The sequence below is a fragment of the Streptomyces poriferorum genome (assembly GCF_019399235.1).
GTDB lineage: Bacteria > Actinomycetota > Actinomycetes > Streptomycetales > Streptomycetaceae > Streptomyces > Streptomyces poriferorum.
In genome coordinates, this window is the sequence record NZ_JAELVH010000072.1 from 10,925 (window position 1) to 29,757 (window position 18,833).

Here is an 18,833-nt window from a genome sequence, read left to right on the forward strand (position 1 = left end):
GATCAGCATGCACCGTCACGGTGCGTCACGAAAGGGATGCTCTCGGAAGTCGCCGGTTTGGGCGACGGAGTTATTCACAACGGCGGCGTTGTCCACAGTTCTTGAGCAAGATCCACACGATTTTCCGAAGCGCTGCACCGTGATTCCACCCGTGAAGTCCACGGGTTCCGGAATCACCGTTCTCGGAAGACTCCGAGATCGCCGCGAACCGCGGTGAAGGTGAGCGAAGAAGGGGGCGGAGATCGTGGCTGAATCCAGCGCACGGGATCGTCTGCCGGCGGGCGAGGCCCGACGGGGCGGACCGCTGATTGTGACCGAGGATGTGGAACTGCTCGACGACCTGCTCAGGCTGTGCGCTGCCGCCGGAGCGGAACCCGAGGTTCATCACACGATGCCCGACCGCAGAGGGGGATGGGAGCAGGCCCCCATGGTCCTCGTGGGGGACGATGCGGCGGTGCGGTGCCGCGGGGCGGCCCGCAGACGCGGGGTGATGCTCGTCGGCCGGGATCAGGATGCTCCCGACGTGTGGCGCAGGGCCGTGGAGATCGGGGCCGAGTACGTGCTGCGCCTGCCCGATTCGGAGAACTGGCTGGTGGACCAGATCGCCAACGCGGCTGAGGGGGTCGGCCGGCCCGCGCTGACCGTCGGGGTGATCGGTGGCAGGGGTGGCTCCGGCGCGTCGACGCTGGCCTGTGCGCTGGCGGTGACCGCGGCGAGGTCCGGGCGGCGGACGATGCTGATCGACGGCGATCCCTTGGGTGGCGGCATTGATGTGCTGCTCGGCGGTGAGCGGGCCGAGGGGATGAGATGGCCTGATTTCGCCCATTCCAAGGGGAGGGTCGGTGGAGGCGCGCTGGAGGAGTCGTTGCCCGCCCTGCACGGCCTGCGGGTGCTCAGCTGGGGCCGTGACGACTGGGTGGTCATCCCGCCGCAGGCCATACAAGCGGTGATGGGTGCCGCGCGCCGGCTCGGCGGGGTGGTGGTCGTGGATCTGCCACGGCGGGTCGATGAGGCCGTGGCCGAGGCACTGGCGCAGCTGGACCTCGGGCTCCTCGTGGTGCCCGGGGAGTTGCGGGCGGTCGCTGCGGCGAAACGGGTGGCGTCGATGGCCGGAATGGTTCTGGAGGACCTCCGTGTGGTGGCGCGAGGGCCGTATGCCGCCGGACTCGACGATCAGTGGGTGGCGCACGCCATGGGGTTGCCGCTCGTTGGTGAACTCCCCTTGGAGCCGGGGCTGCTGGCCGAGCAGGACATGGGGGAGCCGCCCGGAGGAAGCCCCCGTGGGCCGCTGGCCAGGTTTTGTACGGCCTTCTGGGACCGAGCCCTTGCGGGCGAAGCGGCCGGGGGCCAGGCCATGGGGGGTGCGTCATGACCGAGGCGTTGCTCGACGCGGTGAGGCAGCGGCTGGCGCAGAGCGGTGCGGCGCCGACTCCGGCGGGGGTGGCGGCCGCGCTGAGGGCGCAGGGCAGGTTGCTAGGGGACGCCGAAGTTCTGGGCGCGGCCGATGAGTTGCGTGGGGAACTGATCGGGAGCGGTGTGCTGGAGCCGCTGCTCGCCGATCCGGCGGTCACGGATGTGCTGGTGTCCGCGCCCGACCGGGTGTGGGTGGACCGGGGCCGCGGGCTCGAACTCACCGCGGTGACCTTCGTGGACGCGGCAGCGGTCCGCAGGCTGGCGCAGCGGCTGGCGGCCGTCGCGGGGCGGCGTCTGGACGATGCCAGGCCCTGGGTGGACGCCCGGCTTCCGGACGGGACCCGGATGCATGCCGTGCTGCCGCCGGTCTCGGTCGGATCGACCTGCTTGTCGCTCCGGGTGGTCCGGCCGAAGGCCTTCTCGCTGGGGGAGCTGGTCGCGGCGGGGACGGTACCGCCGGGTGGCGACCGAGTGTTGCGGGCCTTGGTGGAGGCCCGGGTCTCGTACCTCATCAGTGGCGGCACGGGGGCAGGGAAGACGACGCTCCTGTCCAGCATGCTCGGCGCGGTGGGGGAGCGGGAGCGCATCGTGCTCGCCGAGGACTCGGCCGAGCTCCGGCCGGACCACCCCCACGTGGTGCGCCTCGAATCGCGCCCTGCGAATCAGGAGGGTGCCGGGCGGGTCACCCTTCGGGACCTGGTGCGTCAGGCCCTTCGTATGCGCCCCGACAGGCTGGTCGTCGGAGAGGTGCGAGGTGCCGAGGTCACCGAGCTGCTCGCGGCCCTCAACACGGGACACGAGGGTGGCTGCGGAACTGTTCACGCCAATGCCGCCGAGCATGTACCGGCCCGGCTGGAGGCGCTGGGGACCGCTGCGGGACTGGACCGGACGGCGCTTCACAGTCAGCTGGCGGCGGCGTTGTCCGTGGTGGTCCATCTCGTGAGGGACCGGACCGGCCTGCGGAGGATCTCCGAGATCCATGTGTTGGAACGTGATGGAGCGGGGCTCGTGGTGACCGTTCCGGCCCTGCGCTGGGGAGCCGCCCGATTCGAGCGTGAGCGGGGCTGGGACCGGCTGCGGGCGCTGATCGGGGACGAACGGTGAGCGGCGCGGTGGTGGGGGCGCCGGAGGCGGTACGTGCGGCCGCGCTGTGCGCGGGGGCGGCGGCCGGGCTCGTGGTGGCTGGGCGGAGTCAAGGGCGCCGGAGAGCCCGTGTGTTGTTCGGTCCCGCGAGGGTGCAGTCGCCGCTTCGGGAGGGCTGGGCGAACGGCCGGATCCGGTCGGGAACGTGGCTGCGGGGGAGGCGGGAGTTGCTGTGCCTGCCGGTGGCTCTGGTTCTGGCCGTCCTCGGCGAGTCCGTGCTGCCGCTGATCGCAGGGGTGGTCGCGGCTCCAGTCGTGAGGCGATGGCTGGGGAGAAGGGAGTCGCGCAAGGAGCGGGAGCGCCGGGCCGACGCGGTGGTGGACCTGTGTGGCGCGGTGGTGGGCGAGTTGAGGGCCGGGCATGAACCGGGGCAGGCGCTGCTCGTCGCGGTCCATGCCACGGGGGCACTGGGCGCGGCAGGGCCCGGTGTGTCGGCCGCGGCGCGGTTCGGCGGTGATGTTCCCCGAGCCCTGGGGCAGGCGTCGGGTGAGCCGGGCCTGGAGGGTCTCGCGGGAGTGGCGGCTTGCTGGCGGGTGGCAGTGGACGGCGGTGCGGGGCTCGCCGCCGGTCTGGACCGGCTGGAGGGTGCGCTACGGGCCGAGCGGCGTCAGCGGGAGGAACTGAGGGCGCAGTTGGCCGGTCCATGGTCGACGGTCGTGGTGCTGGCACTGCTGCCGGTGCTGGGCGTGGGGCTGGGGTCGGCGCTCGGGGCGGATCCGCTGGCGGTGTTGCTGCACAGCCCCGTCGGGCTGGGCTGTCTCGTGGTGGGCACATCGCTGGAAGCGGCCGGGCTGGTCTGGGCGACTCGGGTCGTCCGCAAAGGAGAAACGGCATGAGCGCCGTGGTGGGTGAGGTTGTCCACAGGCTGGGGGTGGCGGCGCTGGTGCTGGGCGTGTGTGTCCAGCCTGCTCTCGCCCTGGCCCGGCGCCGGACCGGACAGCGGGTGCGCCGGCGCGGTCTGACACTGCTGGCCGTGGGCTCTGCCGCTCCGGCGGCCCTGGGCGGGCGTGCGGGCTGGCCGGGCGTGCATCCGGGGCGGATGCGGTTGCCGGTCTCCGGCGCCGGTGCCAGGCGGTGGGCGGCCGTGCTGGGCGCCGTTCTGACGGGTTGGTTCCTGGTGGGCGGCCCCGCAGGGTGGGCGGTTGGCCTGGCGGCGGCCTGCGGTACCTGGAGATGGCAGCGGGTGCGGCTCGGGCAGGCACCTCGAGCCGCTGCCGAGGCGGCGGCCACAGCGGAGGAGTCGATGCGTCAGCTTCCGCTGGCGGCCGATCTGCTGGCGGCCTGTATCTCTGCGGGCGCCGGCCCGCGCGAGGCGGCCGAGGCGGTCGGGGAGTCGCTGGGCGGGCCGGTCGGAGAGCAACTGGCGCGTACGGCTGCGGAAATCCGGCTCGGTGGTGATCCTGCCGTCGCCTGGGGGAGGTTCGGAGCGATACCGGGAGCTGCCGCCCTGGCGCGCTGCCTGGACCGGGCCGGGTCGACCGGCGCTCCAGCGGCGGAGTCGGTGGCCCGGCTGGCCGAGGCCATGAGGGCCGAGAGGACGAGCACGGCGGTGGCGCGGGCCCAGCGGGCGGCCGTACTGATCACCGCACCCCTCGGGCTCTGCTTCCTGCCCGCCTTCCTGACCGTGGGTGTGGCACCTGTGGTGATCGGGCTGGCGGGAGGGCTGCTACAGCCTTGATGGCGAAAAAGGCCCTGGTAAGCGCAATTTCTCCATAGATATCAGTTAATCGGGGGTTTGAAGTGATGCGGAAAATCATGTGCTGGGTGCGAACCGTGGCGCGCAAAGTTCGGGCGGACACCGGAATGACGACGTCGGAATACGCGGTCGGCACGATTGCGGCCTGTGCCTTTGCCGCGGTGCTCTACAAGGTGGTCACCAGCGCGCCGGTCATGGCACAGATGCAATCGCTGCTCAAGGACGCGCTCGATGCGAAGTTCTGAGGGCGGAGCCGGAGCGGTCCAGGGCTCCGGGGCAGGGGAGGGCGCCGGGCGGGAGAGACACACCCGGGAGGGAGCCGGGCCGGCCGGGCGGTGGCGTGACCGGGGCGCGGTGACGGCCGAGGCGGCCATGGCGATTCCCGTGATGGTGATCTTCGCGCTTGCCCTCCTGTGGGCGTTGATGACCGCCTCGGACCAGATCCGGTGTGTGGACGCGGCGCGGGCCGGTGCCAGGGCGGCAGCCCGCTCCGAACCGGAGGCGCAGGTGAGAGAGGCCGCCCTGTCGGCGGCACCCGAGCGGGCCCGGGTCGAGGTGGAGCGGGCCGGGCAGCTGTGGCGGGTCACCGTGACCGCACCGGCACCGGGTCCCGGACCGCTGGCCGTGACACTGGGCGCGGACGCAGCGGCGGCGGCCGAGGACGGGGCCGGGGCTGAGGACATGGGTGGTGCCGAGGCCGGGGACACGGCGGCGGGCGAAGGCATTGCGGGGGTGGCGCCGTGACGGCGGGGCCCGGTTTTCGAAGGACGGCCCGGGGGCCGGGCCGGCTGCGGACGTGCGGGAGGCCCCGTGATCAGGGGCTGGCGACCGTGTGGGCGGCGGTGACCACGGCGACGTTGTGTGTCGTCTTCGCCGTGGTGCTGGCTCTCGGACAGGTGGTGGTGGTCCGGCACCGGGCCGCGGGCGCGGCGGACCTGGCCGCGCTGGCTGCGGCGGACCGGGCTCTGGAGGGAACGGCTGCCGCCTGCGGGTCGGCCCGGGACGTGGCTGCGGCGCAGGGGGCGGAAGTGGTGCGGTGTGCCGTCCAGGGGGAGGTCGCCGATGTGACGGCCCGGGTGCGCCGTGGGCCGTACGCGCCCGAGGTCAGGTCCCGGGCGGGCCCGCCGACGGCGGCGCCCACCGGCCCCTCGGCCCCTTCGGCTGACCCGCCGGTCCCTCGGGCTGACCCGCCGGTCCCTGGGGCTGACCCGCCGGAACGTCCGGTTCACCCGCCGGTCCCTCGGGCTCACCCGCCGGTCCCTCGGGCTCACCCGCCGGTCCCTCGGGCTGACCCGCCGGAACGTCCGGTTCACCTGCCGGCCCCTCCGGCTGACCCGGGCCCGGCGGGGCGGAGCGGAGGAGTTCCGTGAGCAGGCGGACGGCGCCTCGTTTGTGCAGGGGTTCGTTGCCGTTGCCGCATTTGGGGGACTGGATGCACGACGGGCAGCCCGCTTCGCACTCGCAGGACGCGATTGCCTGGCGCGTGGCGGTCAGCCACGCCCGGGCGGTGTGGAAGGCGCGTTCGGCGAAGCCGGCGCCGCCCGGGTGGCCGTCGTACACGAAGACGGTCGGCAGCAGGGTGTCCGGATGCAGCGGTACGGAGACCCCGCCGATGTCCCAGCGGTCGCAGGTGGCGAAGAGCGGCAGCATCCCGATCGACGCGTGCTCGGCGGCGTGGAGCGCGCCGCCGAGGATCTCAGGGTTGATCCGCGCTGCGTCGAGCTGGTCCTGGGTGACCGTCCACCACACGGCCCGGGTGCGCAGGGTGCGGGGCGGAAGGTCCAGTTTGGTCTCGCCGAGCACCTCGCCGGTGATCAGTTTTCGACGGAGGAAGGAGACGACCTGGTTGGTCACTTCGACGGAGCCGTAGCAGAGCCTTCCGTCTCCCCAGGGGATCTCGGTATCGGTGTCCAGGACGGCGATGGCAGTGGTGTCGCGTGCGGTCGTCGAGTACGGCGGGCCGGCCTCCTCGACCAGGGCGACCGAGTCCTCCAGGTCCAGTTTCCGGACCAGGTAGGTGCGGCCCTGGTGGAGGTGGACGGCGCCCTCGTGGACGGCCGTGTGCGCGGCTGACTCGTCGACGGTCCCCAGCAGCCTGCCGGTGCCCTCCTCGACGATCTGGACGGGGCGGCCGCCCTCGCCCCGGATGTCGGTGAGGTCGGCGGCCCGCTCCCGCCGCGTCCAGTGCCAGCCCGAGGCCCGTCTGCGGAGCAGCTTCGCGGCTTCCAGCTGCGGCAGAAGCTCGGCCACGGCGGGACCGAAGAGTGCCAGATCCGATTCGGTGAGCGGTAGCTCCGCGGCGGCGGCGCACAGGTGAGGAGCCAGGACGTAGGGGTTGTCCGGGTCGAGGACGGTGGACTCCACGGGCTGCTGGAACAGTGCTTCGGGATGGTGGACCAGGAAGGTGTCCAGCGGGTCGTCCCGGGCCACCAGGATGGCGAGGGCGCCCTGGCCCGCCCGGCCGGCGCGGCCGGCCTGCTGCCACAGCGAAGCCCTGGTTCCGGGGTAGCCGGCGATGACGACCGCGTCCAGGCCGGAGACGTCGATGCCGAGCTCGAGGGCGGTCGTGGCGGCGAGGCCGAGCAGGCTGCCCGAGTGCAGTGCGCGCTCCAGGGCCCGGCGTTCCTCGGGGAGGTAGCCCCCGCGGTAGGCGGCGACTCTGGAGGGCAGGGACCGGTCGACCTCGGCGAGGCGTTCCTTCGCGATGACGGAGATGAGCTCGGCGCCACGCCGCGAGCGTACGAACGCTACGGAGCGCACGCCCTGCACCGTCAGGTCGGTGAGCAGATCGGCGGTCTCGGCCGTGGCGGTACGGCGCACGGGGGCGCCCTTCTCACCCGACAGCTCGGTCAGGGGTGGCTCCCACAGGGCGAAGACCAGTTCGCCGCGCGGGGAGGCGTCGTCGGCCACCTCGGTGACCGTGAGGCCGGTGAGACGGCCGGCCGCGACCGAGGGCTCCGCAGCGGTGGCGGACGCGAGGAGGAAGACCGGATCGGCGCCGTAGCGGGCGCACAGACGGCGGAGCCGGCGCACTACCTGGGCGACGTGCGAGCCGAAGACACCCCGGTAGGTGTGGCACTCATCGATGACGACGTAGCGCAGGGCACGCAGGAAGGAGGACCAGCGGGGGTGGGACGGGAGTATCCCGCGGTGCAGCATGTCGGGATTGGTGAGCACGTAGTTGGCGTACTGGCGCACCCATTCGCGTTCTTCGACCGGGGTGTCGCCGTCGTAGACAGCGGGGCGGATCCCGTTGCCCAGCGGAGCGGCCAGTGCCTTCACCGAGCGCCGCTGGTCGGCCGCCAGGGCCTTGGTGGGGGAGAGGTAGAGCGCGGTCGCCCCGCGGCCGTTGGGGGCTTCGGAGCCGTCCAGCAGGGCGCTGAGGACCGGGGCGAGGTAGGCCAGCGACTTTCCGGACGCCGTGCCGGTGGCGATCACGACCGACTCGCCGTCCAGGGCGTGCTCCGCCGCGGCGGCCTGATGGGCCCAGGGATGCTCGATGCCGGCCTTCTGGATGGCCGCGATCACTTCCGGACGGATGCGATCGGGCCAGATGGCATGGGTTCCCGCGCGCGGGGGCAAGTGCTCCGTATGAGTGATGCGCGAGGACCGGCCCGCCGCAGCGGCGAGCCGGTCGAGGACCACGTCGGGAGAGGGGCGGGAGCCCCCGCTCCCGGGCGGTTCGCTGGGGCGGTGATTCTTGGCCATCGGCACCGAGTGTGTCACTGGCAGGACGGACAATGGTCCCAAGGCGTCGTGCATGGCTGCCCGTAAGTGATTGAATGCCATCGCGGCTGGCGATCCGTCCCCTGGCTCCGCCGGGGAGACCGAGGGGCGACCGCTCGATAGCAAGGTGCTGGAGGATCCGTGGACCTGTCCTTGTCGACTCGCAATGTGTCCGGCCCTGGTGGCGACCGTACGGTCGTCGAGGTCGGTGGCGAGATTGATGTGTATACCGCGCCCAAGCTGCGCGAGCAGTTGGTCGAGTTGGTGAATGACGGCAGCTACCACTTGGTTGTCGACATGGAAGGTGTCGACTTCCTCGACTCCACCGGCCTCGGCGTGCTCGTGGGCGGCTTGAAGCGTGTGCGGGCCCATGAGGGCTCGTTGCGCCTGGTGTGCAACCAGGAGCGCATTCTCAAGATTTTCCGGATCACCGGTCTGACCAAGGTGTTCCCCATCCACACCACGGTCGATGAGGCCGTGGCGGCAACCGACTGACGTCCCGTCCGCGGTCGGGCCGGCTCTGCAGCCGGTCCGGCGGTGGCCGGTGCGACAGCGTTTCCGCACCAGGACGGCCTGGGTGGCGGTGGTCGTTCATCGGTGACCGGTACCCCCGGTCACCGTGTCCGCCATCCGTCCGCCATCCGTCCGCCATCCGTTCGTCACCCGTTCGGCGGTATGCGGCTGACATTCATCGGTCGGCCGGCGGCCGGTCGTCACGTGATCGGCCGGCGGCCGGTTCAGCAGTCGGATCAGCGGTCCGGCGGTTGCCGGACCGCCGAACCGGTTGTCGGACGGCCGAACGGTTGCCGGACCGCTGGCTGAACGGTTGCCGTCCGTCGGCCGGTCGATCAGCGGCTTTCGCCGACAGAGCTCAGGAGTACCGGGCCGCGTGCCCGGCTCCTGTGGATGCACTTACGTACGTTCGAGGGGGATCGCATGGCCACCGTTGAACTCCGCTTCAGCGCCCAGCCCGAACACGTCAGAACGGCCCGCCTCGTGGCGGCTGCCGTGGCGCGCCGGGCCGGGGTCGACGAGGCAGTGCTCGACGAGGTCAGACTCGCCGTGGGAGAGGCCTGCAGCCGCGCGGTCGGGCTGCACCGCAGCCACGGCATCACGGCCCCCGTCACGGTCGTCCTGATCGAGGACGAGAAGTCCTTCGCCATCGAGGTCGGTGACGAGGTGCCCGGCCCGGGTGCCGACGGCTCCGTGCACGGCGTCTCCGGGCGCCACGACGCCGCGCCCGGCGCGGTGGGGCCGGACGAACCGGAACCGGACGCCGACGGCGACGGTGAGGACGAGATGGGCCTGGCGGTCATCAGCGGCCTGGTCGACGACGTGGAGGTCAGGTCCGGAGCGGACGGCGGAGTGATCCGCATGAGCTGGCCGAAGACACCTGTCACCGTTCTTCCCTGAGGCGGCTCGGGTCCCGGGGCGGTTCGGCCACCCCGACGGCGTAGTCGCCCGTCCCTGATCCATTTTTCCGAGGCCCTGCTGAGCAGGGCCTTTTTCGTTTCTGCGCCATCAGGGATCTTCCGGCAATGCATCTGTCCCATTACTGCATTCGGTCCATGTGGAGATCTCGATCAATTGCCGTTCGGTGGATGAAGGTCAATTACATTTACCGCGCACTGTTTTGATCGTGTTCCGCTCCCTACAATCCGTCCACGTCTTGAGCGCTGAGCGTCAAGGAGGACGTATGGCGGGGTTCGGCACCACACCACTGGCAGAACTGACGCAGTTTTCCGCACTTTCCGACCCACCCACCACTCTCGCGGCCGCGGTACTCACCGATGACAACCGCATCATCGTGATCGTCGTCGCGGTCGTCGCCGTCGCCGCACTGATCGTCGCCCAGCTGCTGGTACGGCAGGTGCTGGCGGCGGGTGAGGGCACCGAGCGCATGAAGGAGATCGCGGCCGCGGTCCAGGAGGGCGCGAATGCCTATCTGGCTCGTCAGCTGCGTACGGTCGGCGTATTCGCCGTAGTGGTCTTCTTCCTGCTTCTGCTGCTTCCGGCAGACAACTGGTCCCAGCGGGCCGGCCGTTCGGTGTTCTTCCTGGTCGGTGCGCTTTTCTCGGCAGCCACCGGATACATCGGCATGAGGCTGGCCGTACGGAGCAATGTCCGGGTGGCGGCCGCAGCGCGTGAGGCGACTCCTGCGGAAGGTGAACCGGAAAAGGATCTCACTGCCGTTTCGCACAAAGCGATGAAGATCGCTTTCCGTACGGGCGGCGTGGTCGGCATGATCACCGTGGGACTGGGGCTCCTGGGCGCCTCGTGCGTGGTTCTCGTCTACGCCGCCGACGCGCCGAAGGTGCTGGAGGGCTTCGGGCTCGGTGCGGCGCTGATCGCGATGTTCATGAGGGTCGGTGGAGGCATCTTCACCAAGGCGGCCGATGTCGGTGCCGACCTGGTCGGCAAAGTGGAACAGGGCATCCCCGAGGACGACCCCCGCAACGCCGCCACCATCGCCGACAACGTGGGCGACAACGTCGGGGACTGCGCGGGCATGGCGGCCGATCTCTTCGAGTCGTACGCCGTCACGCTGGTCGCCGCCCTGATCCTGGGCAAGGCCGCCTTCGGCGACTCGGGCCTCGCCTTCCCCCTCATCGTGCCGGCGATCGGTGTGGTCACCGCGATGATCGGGATCTTCGCGGTCGCCCCACGCCGCACCGACCGCAGCGGAATGACCGCCATCAACCGCGGATTCTTCATCTCCGCAGTCATCTCGCTGGTACTGGTGGCCGTCGCGGTCTTCGTCTACCTGCCGTCCTCGTACGCTGAACTGGACGGAGTCACCGATGCGGCCATCACCTCGCACGGCGGGGACCCGCGGGTCTTCGCGCTGGTAGCCGTCGCCATCGGCATCGTGCTGGCAGCCCTGATCCAGCAGCTGACCGGCTACTTCACCGAGACCAGCCGGCGCCCCGTCAGGGACATCGGCAAGTCCTCACTGACCGGGCCGGCGACCGTGGTGCTCGCGGGTATCGCCATCGGCCTGGAATCCGCCGTCTACACCGCGCTGCTGATCGGGCTCGGCGTCTACGGAGCGTTCCTGCTGGGCGGTACGTCGATCATGCTGGCGCTGTTCGCGGTGGCGCTGGCCGGTACCGGGCTGCTCACCACCGTCGGTGTGATCGTCGCCATGGACACCTTCGGCCCGGTCTCCGACAACGCGCAGGGCATCGCCGAGATGTCCGGTGATGTCACCGGCGCCGGCGCGCAGGTCCTCACCGACCTGGACGCCGTGGGCAACACCACCAAGGCCATCACCAAGGGCATTGCCATCGCCACGGCGGTTCTGGCGGCAGCGGCGCTCTTCGGCTCCTACCGGGACGCGATCGCCACCGCGGTCGACGACGTCGGCGCCTCGGCCGGGGAGCTGGGGCTGAGTCTGGACATCTCGCAGCCCAACAACCTGGTCGGCCTGATCCTCGGTGCCGCGGTGGTCTTCCTCTTCTCCGGCCTGGCCATCAACGCGGTGTCCCGTTCGGCGGGCGCCGTGGTCTACGAGGTGCGACGGCAGTTCCGCGAGCACCCCGGGATCATGGACTACACGGAGAAGCCGGAGTACGGGCGGGTCGTCGACATCTGCACCAAGGACGCGCTGCGCGAGCTGGCCACCCCCGGTCTGCTGGCGGTGCTGGCGCCGATCGCGGTCGGCTTCACCTTCGGTGTCGGGGCGCTCGGCTCGTATCTGGCGGGAGCGATCGGCACGGGAACGCTGATGGCCGTCTTCCTCGCCAACTCCGGTGGGGCGTGGGACAACGCCAAGAAGCTCGTCGAGGACGGCCATCACGGCGGCAAGGGCAGTGACGCCCATGCCGCGACCGTCATCGGTGACACGGTCGGCGATCCGTTCAAGGACACGGCCGGGCCGGCGATCAACCCCCTGCTCAAGGTGATGAACCTGGTGGCGCTGCTCATCGCCCCCGCGGTGGTGCAGTTCAGCTACGGCGAGGACGCGAGCGCGGGAGTGCGGGCGGTGGTGGCCGTGCTGGCCATCGCGGTCATCGTCGGCGCCGTCTACGTCTCCAAGAGGAGGGGGATCGCCGTGGGCGAGGACGGCGGTTCCGAGGGCGGGGGCGGGGAGGGTACGGCCAGGCCGGCCGACCCGGCAGCCGCTCAGTGAGCCGGAACCGGCACGACGTACACAGCCATTAGGTGACGGAAAATCAGCAGTCGGGCGGTCGCGGCATCCTGATGTCGCGTCCGCCCGTTTCTGTGACCGCACGAGTGGTGGGTCGTTCAGGTGTTCCCGTGCTCGGGGGCTGTGCGGGTGAGTTGTATCTCCCTCATTTCCCTTGGTGCAAATGGATGCAAAAGCCCATCCACCGGACACCCGGCACCCGGATGGAGGGCGCTCGGCGTGTAAGTTCCGGGGCCGAGAGCCTTGGAAGGGACCAATCCGGTGAACAAGAAGCTTGCGGCCGCGCTGTCCGGCGGTGCGGTACTGGTACTTACGCTGTCGGGCTGCAGCGACGACAGCGACAACAAGGTGAACGACTGGGCCAAGCAGGTCTGTGACCAGGTCCAGCCCCAGCTGCAGAAGATCGCGAACGCCAACGCCTCGATCCAGCAGCAGACCGCCGACAACAGCAAGCCCGCCGACGTCCAGGAGACCGACTCGGCCGCCTTCCAGCAGATCTCGCAGGCGTACAAGGCGCTGGGCACGGCCGTCGACTCGGCGGGTCCGCCGCCGGTCGACGACGGCGAGACGACGCAGAAGGAGGCCGTGAAGGAGCTCAACGCCTCCTCCGTGGCCTACGCGAATCTGCAGAAGAAGGTCGACGCCCTGGACACGAAGGACCAGGCGGAGTTCGCCGACGGTCTCAAGGGCATCGCGGACGAACTGAACAAGATCAGCACCAACGGCGACCAGGCACTGAAGAAGCTTCAGTCCGGTGACGTCGGTGAGGCGATGGCCAAGCAGAAGGGCTGCCAGAAGCCCACGGCCTCGGCGTCGCCCGCGGCCGGCGCCTCGAAGGAGGCGGCGCCGTCCGAGGAGGCGTCCGCCTCGCCCAGCAAGGAGTCGTAGCCGGGCCCGCGAACGGCCCGGTGGCCCTGGTGGGCCGCGGGGCCGCTGCCGTTGTCAGTGGGAGCCGTCACAATGGGGCATGTGAGTAAGACCAGTCTCCCCGCAGCAGACCACGCGACCCGGCTCCGCGAAGCCCTGCTCGCCGCCGCCTTCACCGCAGACGGGCTCCTCGAACTGCTCGGCGCACCCGCCTACGCCGCGCTCGCCCGCAGCGAGACGGTCCCGGCGCTGCGGGCCACCCGGGGCGACGCGCCGCTCGACACGCTCGTGCGCCTCTTCCTTCTTCAGCGCCCGGTCCCCGCCGGACGGGCAGCCGCCGTGCTGCCGCTGACGGAGTGCGTGGCGGACGGCTGGCTGACCGAGGCGGACGGCGAGGTGCGGGCCACGGTCGACGTGCGGCCGTACAGCGGCCCGGAGGACCAGGACTGGTTCATCGTCTCCGACCTGGGCTGCGCCGTGGGCGGCGCCGGCGGGATCGGTTCGCACGAGGAGGGTGTCGTCCTCGGGATCGGCGGGGCGTCCACCACCCTCGCCGGGATCACCGTCCGCAGGCCCGTCGGCTCCGCCCTGGACGTCGGTACGGGCTCCGGCATCCAGGCACTGCACGCCGCGCAGCACGCCACCCGGGTCACCGCCACCGACCTCAACCCGCGCGCCCTCGACTTCACCCGGCTCACCCTCGCCCTGTCCGGCGCCGCCCCGGCCGACCTGCGCGAGGGTTCGCTGTACGAGCCCGTCGGCACGGAGACGTACGACCTCATCGTCTCCAACCCGCCGTTCGTCATCTCGCCCGGCGCCCGCCTCACCTACCGCGACGGCGGCATGGCGGGCGACGACCTGTGCCGGACCCTCGTGCAGCAGACCGGCGACCGGCTCAACGAGGGCGGCTACGCCCACTTCCTGGCCAACTGGCAGCACACCGAGGACGAGGAGTGGCAGGACAGGCTGCGTTCCTGGGTACCGCAGGGCTGCGATGCCTGGATCGTGCAGCGCGAGGTGCAGGACGTCACGCAGTACGCCGAGTTGTGGCTGCGTGACAGCGGCGACCACCGCACGGACCCCGCGGAGTACGCCGCGCGGTACGACGCCTGGCTCGACGAGTTCGAGGCCCATGGCGCGAAGGGGGTCGGCTTCGGCTGGATCACGCTGCGGAAGTCCGCCGCGGCAGCCGCCGGGGAGCCCTCGATCGTGATCGAGGAGTGGCCGCACGCGGTGGAGCAGCCGCTCGGGCCGGCCGTAGAGGCGCACTTCGCCCGCCAGGACTATCTGCGGGAGCAGGACGACGCGGCGCTCCTGGCCGCGCACTTCACCCTTGCCGCCGAGGTCGTGCAGGAGCAGGTGGGCCTGCCGGGGGCCGAGGACCCCGAACATGTGGTGCTGCGTCAGAACCGCGGTATGCGACGCGCGACGAAGGTCGACGCGGTCGGTGCCGGGTTCGCCGGTGTGTGCGACGGATCGCTGCCCGCCGGCCGGATCCTGGACGCGATCGCCCAGTTGATGAACGAGGACCCGGTGCTGCTGCGCGACCGCACCCCGCAGGCCATCCGGCTGCTGGTCGAGGAAGGCTTCCTGGAGCCCCTGCCCCCGGGCGGGCGGATGACTGGGTGATCCGAACAGGGCCGGATGATCCGCGGGGGCTGGGGGAGGCGCTCCGCGGACCGGGTCCTGTGCAAGGCTGCCCGGCAGTGGCTGCTGAGCCCTGCGGACGGGCTCCGGTCCGGGGGCGGGGTGTCTCGGCCGTATCTGCCGGATGGCCTTGTCACCAGTGCCTTCCCGTGTGCTGCGGCGCGGCCGCTGCTCCGGCGCCGGATTCCGGTTGGGTGCTGCCCTGGCTCACGGGCGTGGTCGCGCGCCGTCGGGGGCGTTCCGCCGAAGCCCTACATGGCCGGAGCCGAAGCTGAGTTGCCCGCGGAGGACTGTCTCCAGGTCCGAGCTCCAGGTCCGAGCTCCAAGGTTGAGCTCCAAGGTCGAGCTCCAAGGTCGAGCACTAAGGCCGGTCCCCGTGGCCGAGGCGGCGGTACAGGGGAGGCCGGGACGCGATCGGGCCCGCGTCGCTCACCCTCGTACGGCTGACGGTGCTCGACCGCAGCGGCATGCGGCATGCGTCATGTGGCATGCAGGGGCAGGGGCAGGCCCGGCTGTGATGTGAATTCGGCCATGGTTGCCGTGCCTGCGGTGATGCGTCGAGGGGTGCGTCAACCGTGAGATGTCCACCACGGCCCGGCTGTTCACCCGGAGTTCGTGCCTGCGACGTTCCGCGGTGGGAACCTCCCCCGAACCGGGCGGCACCGGGCGGGCGGACCGTGTCGGGCCGCGCCGGGGGACGGGGAGGCGTACGGGTATGGAGAGCGGACCTGCTGTCTTCGCCGGAACGGTGTTCGCGCTGTTCGGCGCCGCACTGCTGCTGTGGACGGGGGCGCGTGTGCTGCACCGTGCGCCGGTGGCGCACGGGGTGAGCCCCGTTGCCTCCACCGCACTCGCCACTGTGTTCGGCGTACTTTTCCTCGTCCTCGGGGTGTGGTGCCTCACCCGCATCTGAACCCCGCATCTGAACCCGCATCTGAACCCGCTCCTGCCCCCGGCCGCCCGGGCCCGCCCGGGAACACGCCCGGGCGGGCCGCTCCGGGGGCTTCTCGTCCGCAGGGCGGCCACAGCGCCGCCGAAACCCGCAGGCAGCGGCCGCGCAGACGGCGGACGGAGCGGGCCGGGCGGCAGGAATGGCGGAAGTCGGGTTACCGTTCGAGTGGCCGTTGCGGGCTTTTGCCGTTTGACACGGGGGCGGGTTGTACCGTCACACTCCGCAGCGACAGCACTGTAGGCAGCGCCATCGCGCTGCCCTGATGCCCACCGAGCGTCGACCGGAGAGAAGAGCGAAGTTGTCCCCGACCAGCGAGACCGCACAGGGCGGCCGCCGACTCGTCATCGTCGAGTCGCCTGCCAAGGCGAAGACGATCAAGGGCTATCTCGGCCCCGGATACGTCGTCGAGGCGAGCGTCGGGCACATCCGCGACCTCCCGAACGGCGCCGCCGAGGTGCCGGACGAGTACACCGGCGAGGTACGCCGTCTCGGCGTCGACGTGGAGAACGACTTCCAGCCCATCTACGTCGTCAACGCCGACAAGAAGGCCCAGGTCAGGAAGCTCAAGCAGCTTCTGGCAGAGTCCGACGAACTCTTCCTCGCCACCGATGAGGACCGCGAGGGCGAAGCCATCGCGTGGCACCTGCAGGAAGTGCTCAGGCCCAAGGTCCCGGTCCACCGGATGGTCTTCCACGAGATCACCAAGGACGCGATCCGGGCCGCCGTCGCCAACCCGCGCGAGCTCAATCAGCGCATGGTCGACGCCCAGGAGACCCGCCGTATCCTCGACCGCCTCTACGGCTACGAGGTCTCGCCGGTCCTGTGGAAGAAGGTCATGCCGCGACTGTCGGCGGGCCGTGTCCAGTCCGTCGCCACCCGCCTCGTCGTCGAGCGGGAGCGCGAGCGCATCGCCTTCCGTTCCGCCGAGTACTGGGACCTGACCGGCACGTTCGCCACCGGCCGCACCGGTGACGCCTCCGACCCCTCGACACTCACCGCCCGCCTCAGCGCGGTCGACGGGCGCCGCATCGCACAGGGCCGCGACTTCGGTCCGGACGGGCAGCTCAAGGCCGGCTCCGCCCAGACGCTGCACCTGGACGAGACGAACGCACGCGCCCTGGCCGCCGCGCTCGCCGACTCCACGTTCGCCGTGCGGTCCGTCGAGTCGAAGCCGTACCGCCGCTCCCCGTACGCCCCCTTCCGTACGACGACCCTCCAGCAGGAGGCGAGCCGCAAGCTGGGCTTCGGGGCCAAGGCCACCATGCAGGTCGCGCAGAAGCTGTACGAGAACGGCTTCATCACCTACATGCGTACCGACTCCACGACCCTCTCGGACACCGCGATCTCCGCGGCCCGGGCGCAGGTCACGCAGCTCTACGGTGCGAATTACCTGCCGGACAAGCCGCGCACGTACGCCGGCAAGGTCAAGAACGCGCAGGAGGCGCACGAGGCGATCCGTCCCTCCGGCGACCGCTTCCGCACCCCTGCCGAGACCGGTCTCACCGGCGACCAGTTCCGGCTCTACGAACTGATCTGGAAGCGGACCGTCGCCTCCCAGATGAAGGACGCGGTCGGTAACTCCGTCACCGTCAAGATCGGCGGACGGGCGAGCGACGGCCGGGACGCCGAGTTCTCCGCGTCCGGCAAGACGATCACCTTCCACGGGTTCATGAAGGCGTACGTCGAGGGCGCCGACGACCCGAACGCCGAGCTCGACGACCGCGAGCGCCGGCTGCCGCAGGTCGCCGAGGGCGACGCGCTGACCGCCGACGAGGTCACCGTCGACGGCCACGCGACCAAGCCGCCGGCCCGCTACACCGAGGCCTCGCTGGTCAAGGAGCTCGAAGAGCGCGAGATCGGCCGCCCGTCGACGTACGCCTCGATCATCGGGACGATCCTCGACCGCGGGTATGTGTTCAAGAAGGGCACGGCGCTCGTACCGTCGTTCCTGTCGTTCGCTGTGGTCAACCTGCTGGAGAAGCACTTCGGCCGGCTCGTCGACTACGACTTCACGGCCCGTATGGAGGACGACCTCGACCGCATCGCGCGGGGCGAGGCCCAGTCCGTACCGTGGCTGAAGCGCTTCTACTTCGGTGCGCAGGAGGGTGACGACGCGGCCGGAGCAGGAAAGGCCTCCGACGCGGGCAACGGCGACGGCGACCATCTCGGCGGGCTCAAGGAGCTCGTCACGGACCTCGGCGCGATCGATGCCCGGGAGATCTCCTCGTTCCCCGTCGGCAACGACATCAAGCTGCGGGTCGGCCGGTACGGCCCGTACATCGAGCGCGGCGAGAAGGACTCCGAGGGCCACCAGCGCGCGGACGTCCCCGAGGAGCTGGCGCCCGACGAGCTGTCCGTCGAGTACGCGGAGGAGCTGCTGGCCAAGCCGAGCGGTGACTTCGAGCTCGGTGCGGACCCGGTCAGCGGGAACCAGATCATCGCCAAGGACGGGCGCTACGGCCCGTACGTCACCGAGGTGCTGCCCGAGGGCACCCCGAAGACCGGCAAGAACGCGGTGAAGCCGCGGACGGCCTCGCTCTTCAAGTCGATGTCACTGGACACGGTGACGCTGGCCGACGCGCTGAAGCTGATGTCGCTGCCGCGTGTGGTCGGCGAGGACGCCGAAGGCGTCGAGATCACCGCACAGAACGGCCGCTACGGCCCGTACCTGAAGAAGGGCACGGACTCGCGGTCGCTGACCTCCGAGGACCAGCTCTTCGACATCACGCTCGAAGAGGCCCTCGCCATCTACGCCCAGCCGAAGCAGCGCGGGCGGGCTGCGGCCAAGCCGCCGCTGAAGGAGCTGGGCACCGACCCGGTGAGCGGTGCTCCGGTCGTCGTCAAGGACGGGCGCTTCGGCGCATACGTCACGGACGGCGAGACGAACGCGACGCTGCGGACCGACGACAGCGTCGAGGACATCACGCCGGAGCGCGGTTACGAGCTGCTCGCCGAGAAGCGGGCCAAGGGGCCGGCCAAGAAGAAGACGGCGAAGAAGGCTCCGGCAAAGAAGGCGCCGGCCAAGAAGGCGACGGCGGCGAAGAAGACGGCTACTGCGGCCAAGAAGACTGCGGCGAAGAAGACGACTGCCGCGAAGAAGACGACCACTGCAGCGGCGAAGAAGACTGCGGCCAAGAAGACGGCTGCGTCCTCGGCTTCTGCGGAGGACTGACCTTTCCGGGGCCCTGGGGTCCTGAACGCCGGAGGGGCTGGACACACGTCCAGCCCCTCCGGCGTTC

General features: G+C 70.9%; 14 protein-coding genes and 1 pseudogene. 14 read left to right on the plus strand and 1 reads right to left on the minus strand.

Going from position 1 to position 18,833, the window contains the following annotated elements; all coding sequences use genetic code 11:
- The first annotated feature begins 310 nt into the window (after nucleotides 1–310).
- From ssd to JGS39_RS15240, 7 genes and pseudogenes are all read left to right on the plus strand, one after another.
- On the plus strand, nucleotides 311–1,372 hold the full coding sequence (ssd, locus tag JGS39_RS15210; RefSeq protein WP_219569590.1) for a septum site-determining protein Ssd: 1,062 nt from the start codon (nucleotides 311–313) through the stop codon (nucleotides 1,370–1,372).
- A complete protein-coding gene (locus JGS39_RS15215) occupies nucleotides 1,369–2,517 on the plus strand; it encodes a TadA family conjugal transfer-associated ATPase (protein ID WP_219569567.1) in 1,149 nt (382 codons plus the stop codon). The genes ssd and JGS39_RS15215 overlap by 4 nt, the downstream gene beginning before the upstream one ends.
- Entirely contained in the window at nucleotides 2,514–3,392 is an 879-nt protein-coding gene (locus tag JGS39_RS15220) for a type II secretion system F family protein (protein ID WP_372456148.1), read from the plus strand. The genes JGS39_RS15215 and JGS39_RS15220 overlap by 4 nt, the downstream gene beginning before the upstream one ends.
- Complete coding sequence (locus tag JGS39_RS15225) at nucleotides 3,389–4,234, plus strand: type II secretion system F family protein (protein ID WP_219569569.1); 846 nt, start codon at nucleotides 3,389–3,391, stop codon at nucleotides 4,232–4,234. The genes JGS39_RS15220 and JGS39_RS15225 overlap by 4 nt, the downstream gene beginning before the upstream one ends.
- A 65-nt stretch (nucleotides 4,235–4,299) precedes the next feature.
- Nucleotides 4,300–4,497: a DUF4244 domain-containing protein gene (locus JGS39_RS15230; protein ID WP_219569571.1), complete on the plus strand. Its 198-nt coding sequence runs from the start codon at nucleotides 4,300–4,302 to the stop codon at nucleotides 4,495–4,497.
- Entirely contained in the window at nucleotides 4,484–4,996 is a 513-nt protein-coding gene (locus tag JGS39_RS15235) for a TadE family type IV pilus minor pilin (RefSeq protein ID WP_219569573.1), read from the plus strand. The genes JGS39_RS15230 and JGS39_RS15235 overlap by 14 nt, the downstream gene beginning before the upstream one ends.
- 98 nt (nucleotides 4,997–5,094) lie before the next feature.
- Nucleotides 5,095–5,316 (plus strand): annotated as a pseudogene (locus JGS39_RS15240) (Rv3654c family TadE-like protein); the annotation flags it as partial.
- Nucleotides 5,317–5,356: 40 nt separating this feature from the next.
- On the opposite strand, the gene sftH reads toward JGS39_RS15240, so the two are convergent.
- Complete coding sequence (sftH, locus tag JGS39_RS15245; protein ID WP_236064250.1) at nucleotides 5,357–8,041, minus strand: DEAD/DEAH box helicase; 2,685 nt, start codon at nucleotides 8,039–8,041, stop codon at nucleotides 5,357–5,359.
- A gap of 78 nt (nucleotides 8,042–8,119) precedes the next feature.
- Here sftH and JGS39_RS15250 point away from each other — a divergent pair, with 78 nt between their 5' ends.
- The 7 genes from JGS39_RS15250 (at nucleotide 8,120) to topA (ending at nucleotide 18,766) form a co-directional block, all read left to right on the plus strand.
- A complete protein-coding gene (locus tag JGS39_RS15250; RefSeq protein WP_003967428.1) occupies nucleotides 8,120–8,473 on the plus strand; it encodes an STAS domain-containing protein in 354 nt (117 codons plus the stop codon).
- A 441-nt stretch (nucleotides 8,474–8,914) separates the two neighbouring features.
- Complete coding sequence (locus JGS39_RS15255; RefSeq protein ID WP_219569575.1) at nucleotides 8,915–9,391, plus strand: ATP-binding protein; 477 nt, start codon at nucleotides 8,915–8,917, stop codon at nucleotides 9,389–9,391.
- Nucleotides 9,392–9,674: 283 nt separating this feature from the next.
- On the plus strand, nucleotides 9,675–12,110 hold the full coding sequence (locus tag JGS39_RS15260; RefSeq protein ID WP_219569577.1) for a sodium-translocating pyrophosphatase: 2,436 nt from the start codon (nucleotides 9,675–9,677) through the stop codon (nucleotides 12,108–12,110).
- 279 nt (nucleotides 12,111–12,389) lie between these two features.
- On the plus strand, nucleotides 12,390–13,016 hold the full coding sequence (locus JGS39_RS15265; protein WP_219569579.1) for a small secreted protein: 627 nt from the start codon (nucleotides 12,390–12,392) through the stop codon (nucleotides 13,014–13,016).
- A gap of 72 nt (nucleotides 13,017–13,088) precedes the next feature.
- Nucleotides 13,089–14,624 carry a DUF7059 domain-containing protein gene (locus JGS39_RS15270; RefSeq protein WP_236065740.1) on the plus strand — a complete coding sequence of 512 codons (1,536 nt, stop codon included), beginning with the start codon at nucleotides 13,089–13,091 and terminating at the stop codon, nucleotides 14,622–14,624.
- A gap of 733 nt (nucleotides 14,625–15,357) precedes the next feature.
- Nucleotides 15,358–15,555: a hypothetical protein gene (locus JGS39_RS15275; RefSeq protein ID WP_219569582.1), complete on the plus strand. Its 198-nt coding sequence runs from the start codon at nucleotides 15,358–15,360 to the stop codon at nucleotides 15,553–15,555.
- A 337-nt stretch (nucleotides 15,556–15,892) separates the two neighbouring features.
- Nucleotides 15,893–18,766 carry a type I DNA topoisomerase gene (gene topA, locus JGS39_RS15280; RefSeq protein WP_219569584.1) on the plus strand — a complete coding sequence of 958 codons (2,874 nt, stop codon included), beginning with the start codon at nucleotides 15,893–15,895 and terminating at the stop codon, nucleotides 18,764–18,766.
- Nucleotides 18,767–18,833 lie beyond the last annotated feature (67 nt).

Coding starts and splice junctions, on each gene's coding strand:
- JGS39_RS15225 (WP_219569569.1), top strand. CDS start 3,389: ATGAGCGCCGTGGTGGGTGAGGTTGTCCACAGGCTGGGGGTGGCGGCG.
- JGS39_RS15275 (WP_219569582.1), top strand. CDS start 15,358: ATGGAGAGCGGACCTGCTGTCTTCGCCGGAACGGTGTTCGCGCTGTTC.
- JGS39_RS15270 (WP_236065740.1), top strand. CDS start 13,089: ATGGGGCATGTGAGTAAGACCAGTCTCCCCGCAGCAGACCACGCGACC.
- JGS39_RS15260 (WP_219569577.1), top strand. CDS start 9,675: ATGGCGGGGTTCGGCACCACACCACTGGCAGAACTGACGCAGTTTTCC.
- JGS39_RS15230 (WP_219569571.1), top strand. CDS start 4,300: ATGCGGAAAATCATGTGCTGGGTGCGAACCGTGGCGCGCAAAGTTCGG.
- JGS39_RS15215 (WP_219569567.1), top strand. CDS start 1,369: ATGACCGAGGCGTTGCTCGACGCGGTGAGGCAGCGGCTGGCGCAGAGC.
- JGS39_RS15235 (WP_219569573.1), top strand. CDS start 4,484: ATGCGAAGTTCTGAGGGCGGAGCCGGAGCGGTCCAGGGCTCCGGGGCA.
- JGS39_RS15255 (WP_219569575.1), top strand. CDS start 8,915: ATGGCCACCGTTGAACTCCGCTTCAGCGCCCAGCCCGAACACGTCAGA.
- sftH (WP_236064250.1), bottom strand. CDS start 8,041: ATGGCATTCAATCACTTACGGGCAGCCATGCACGACGCCTTGGGACCA.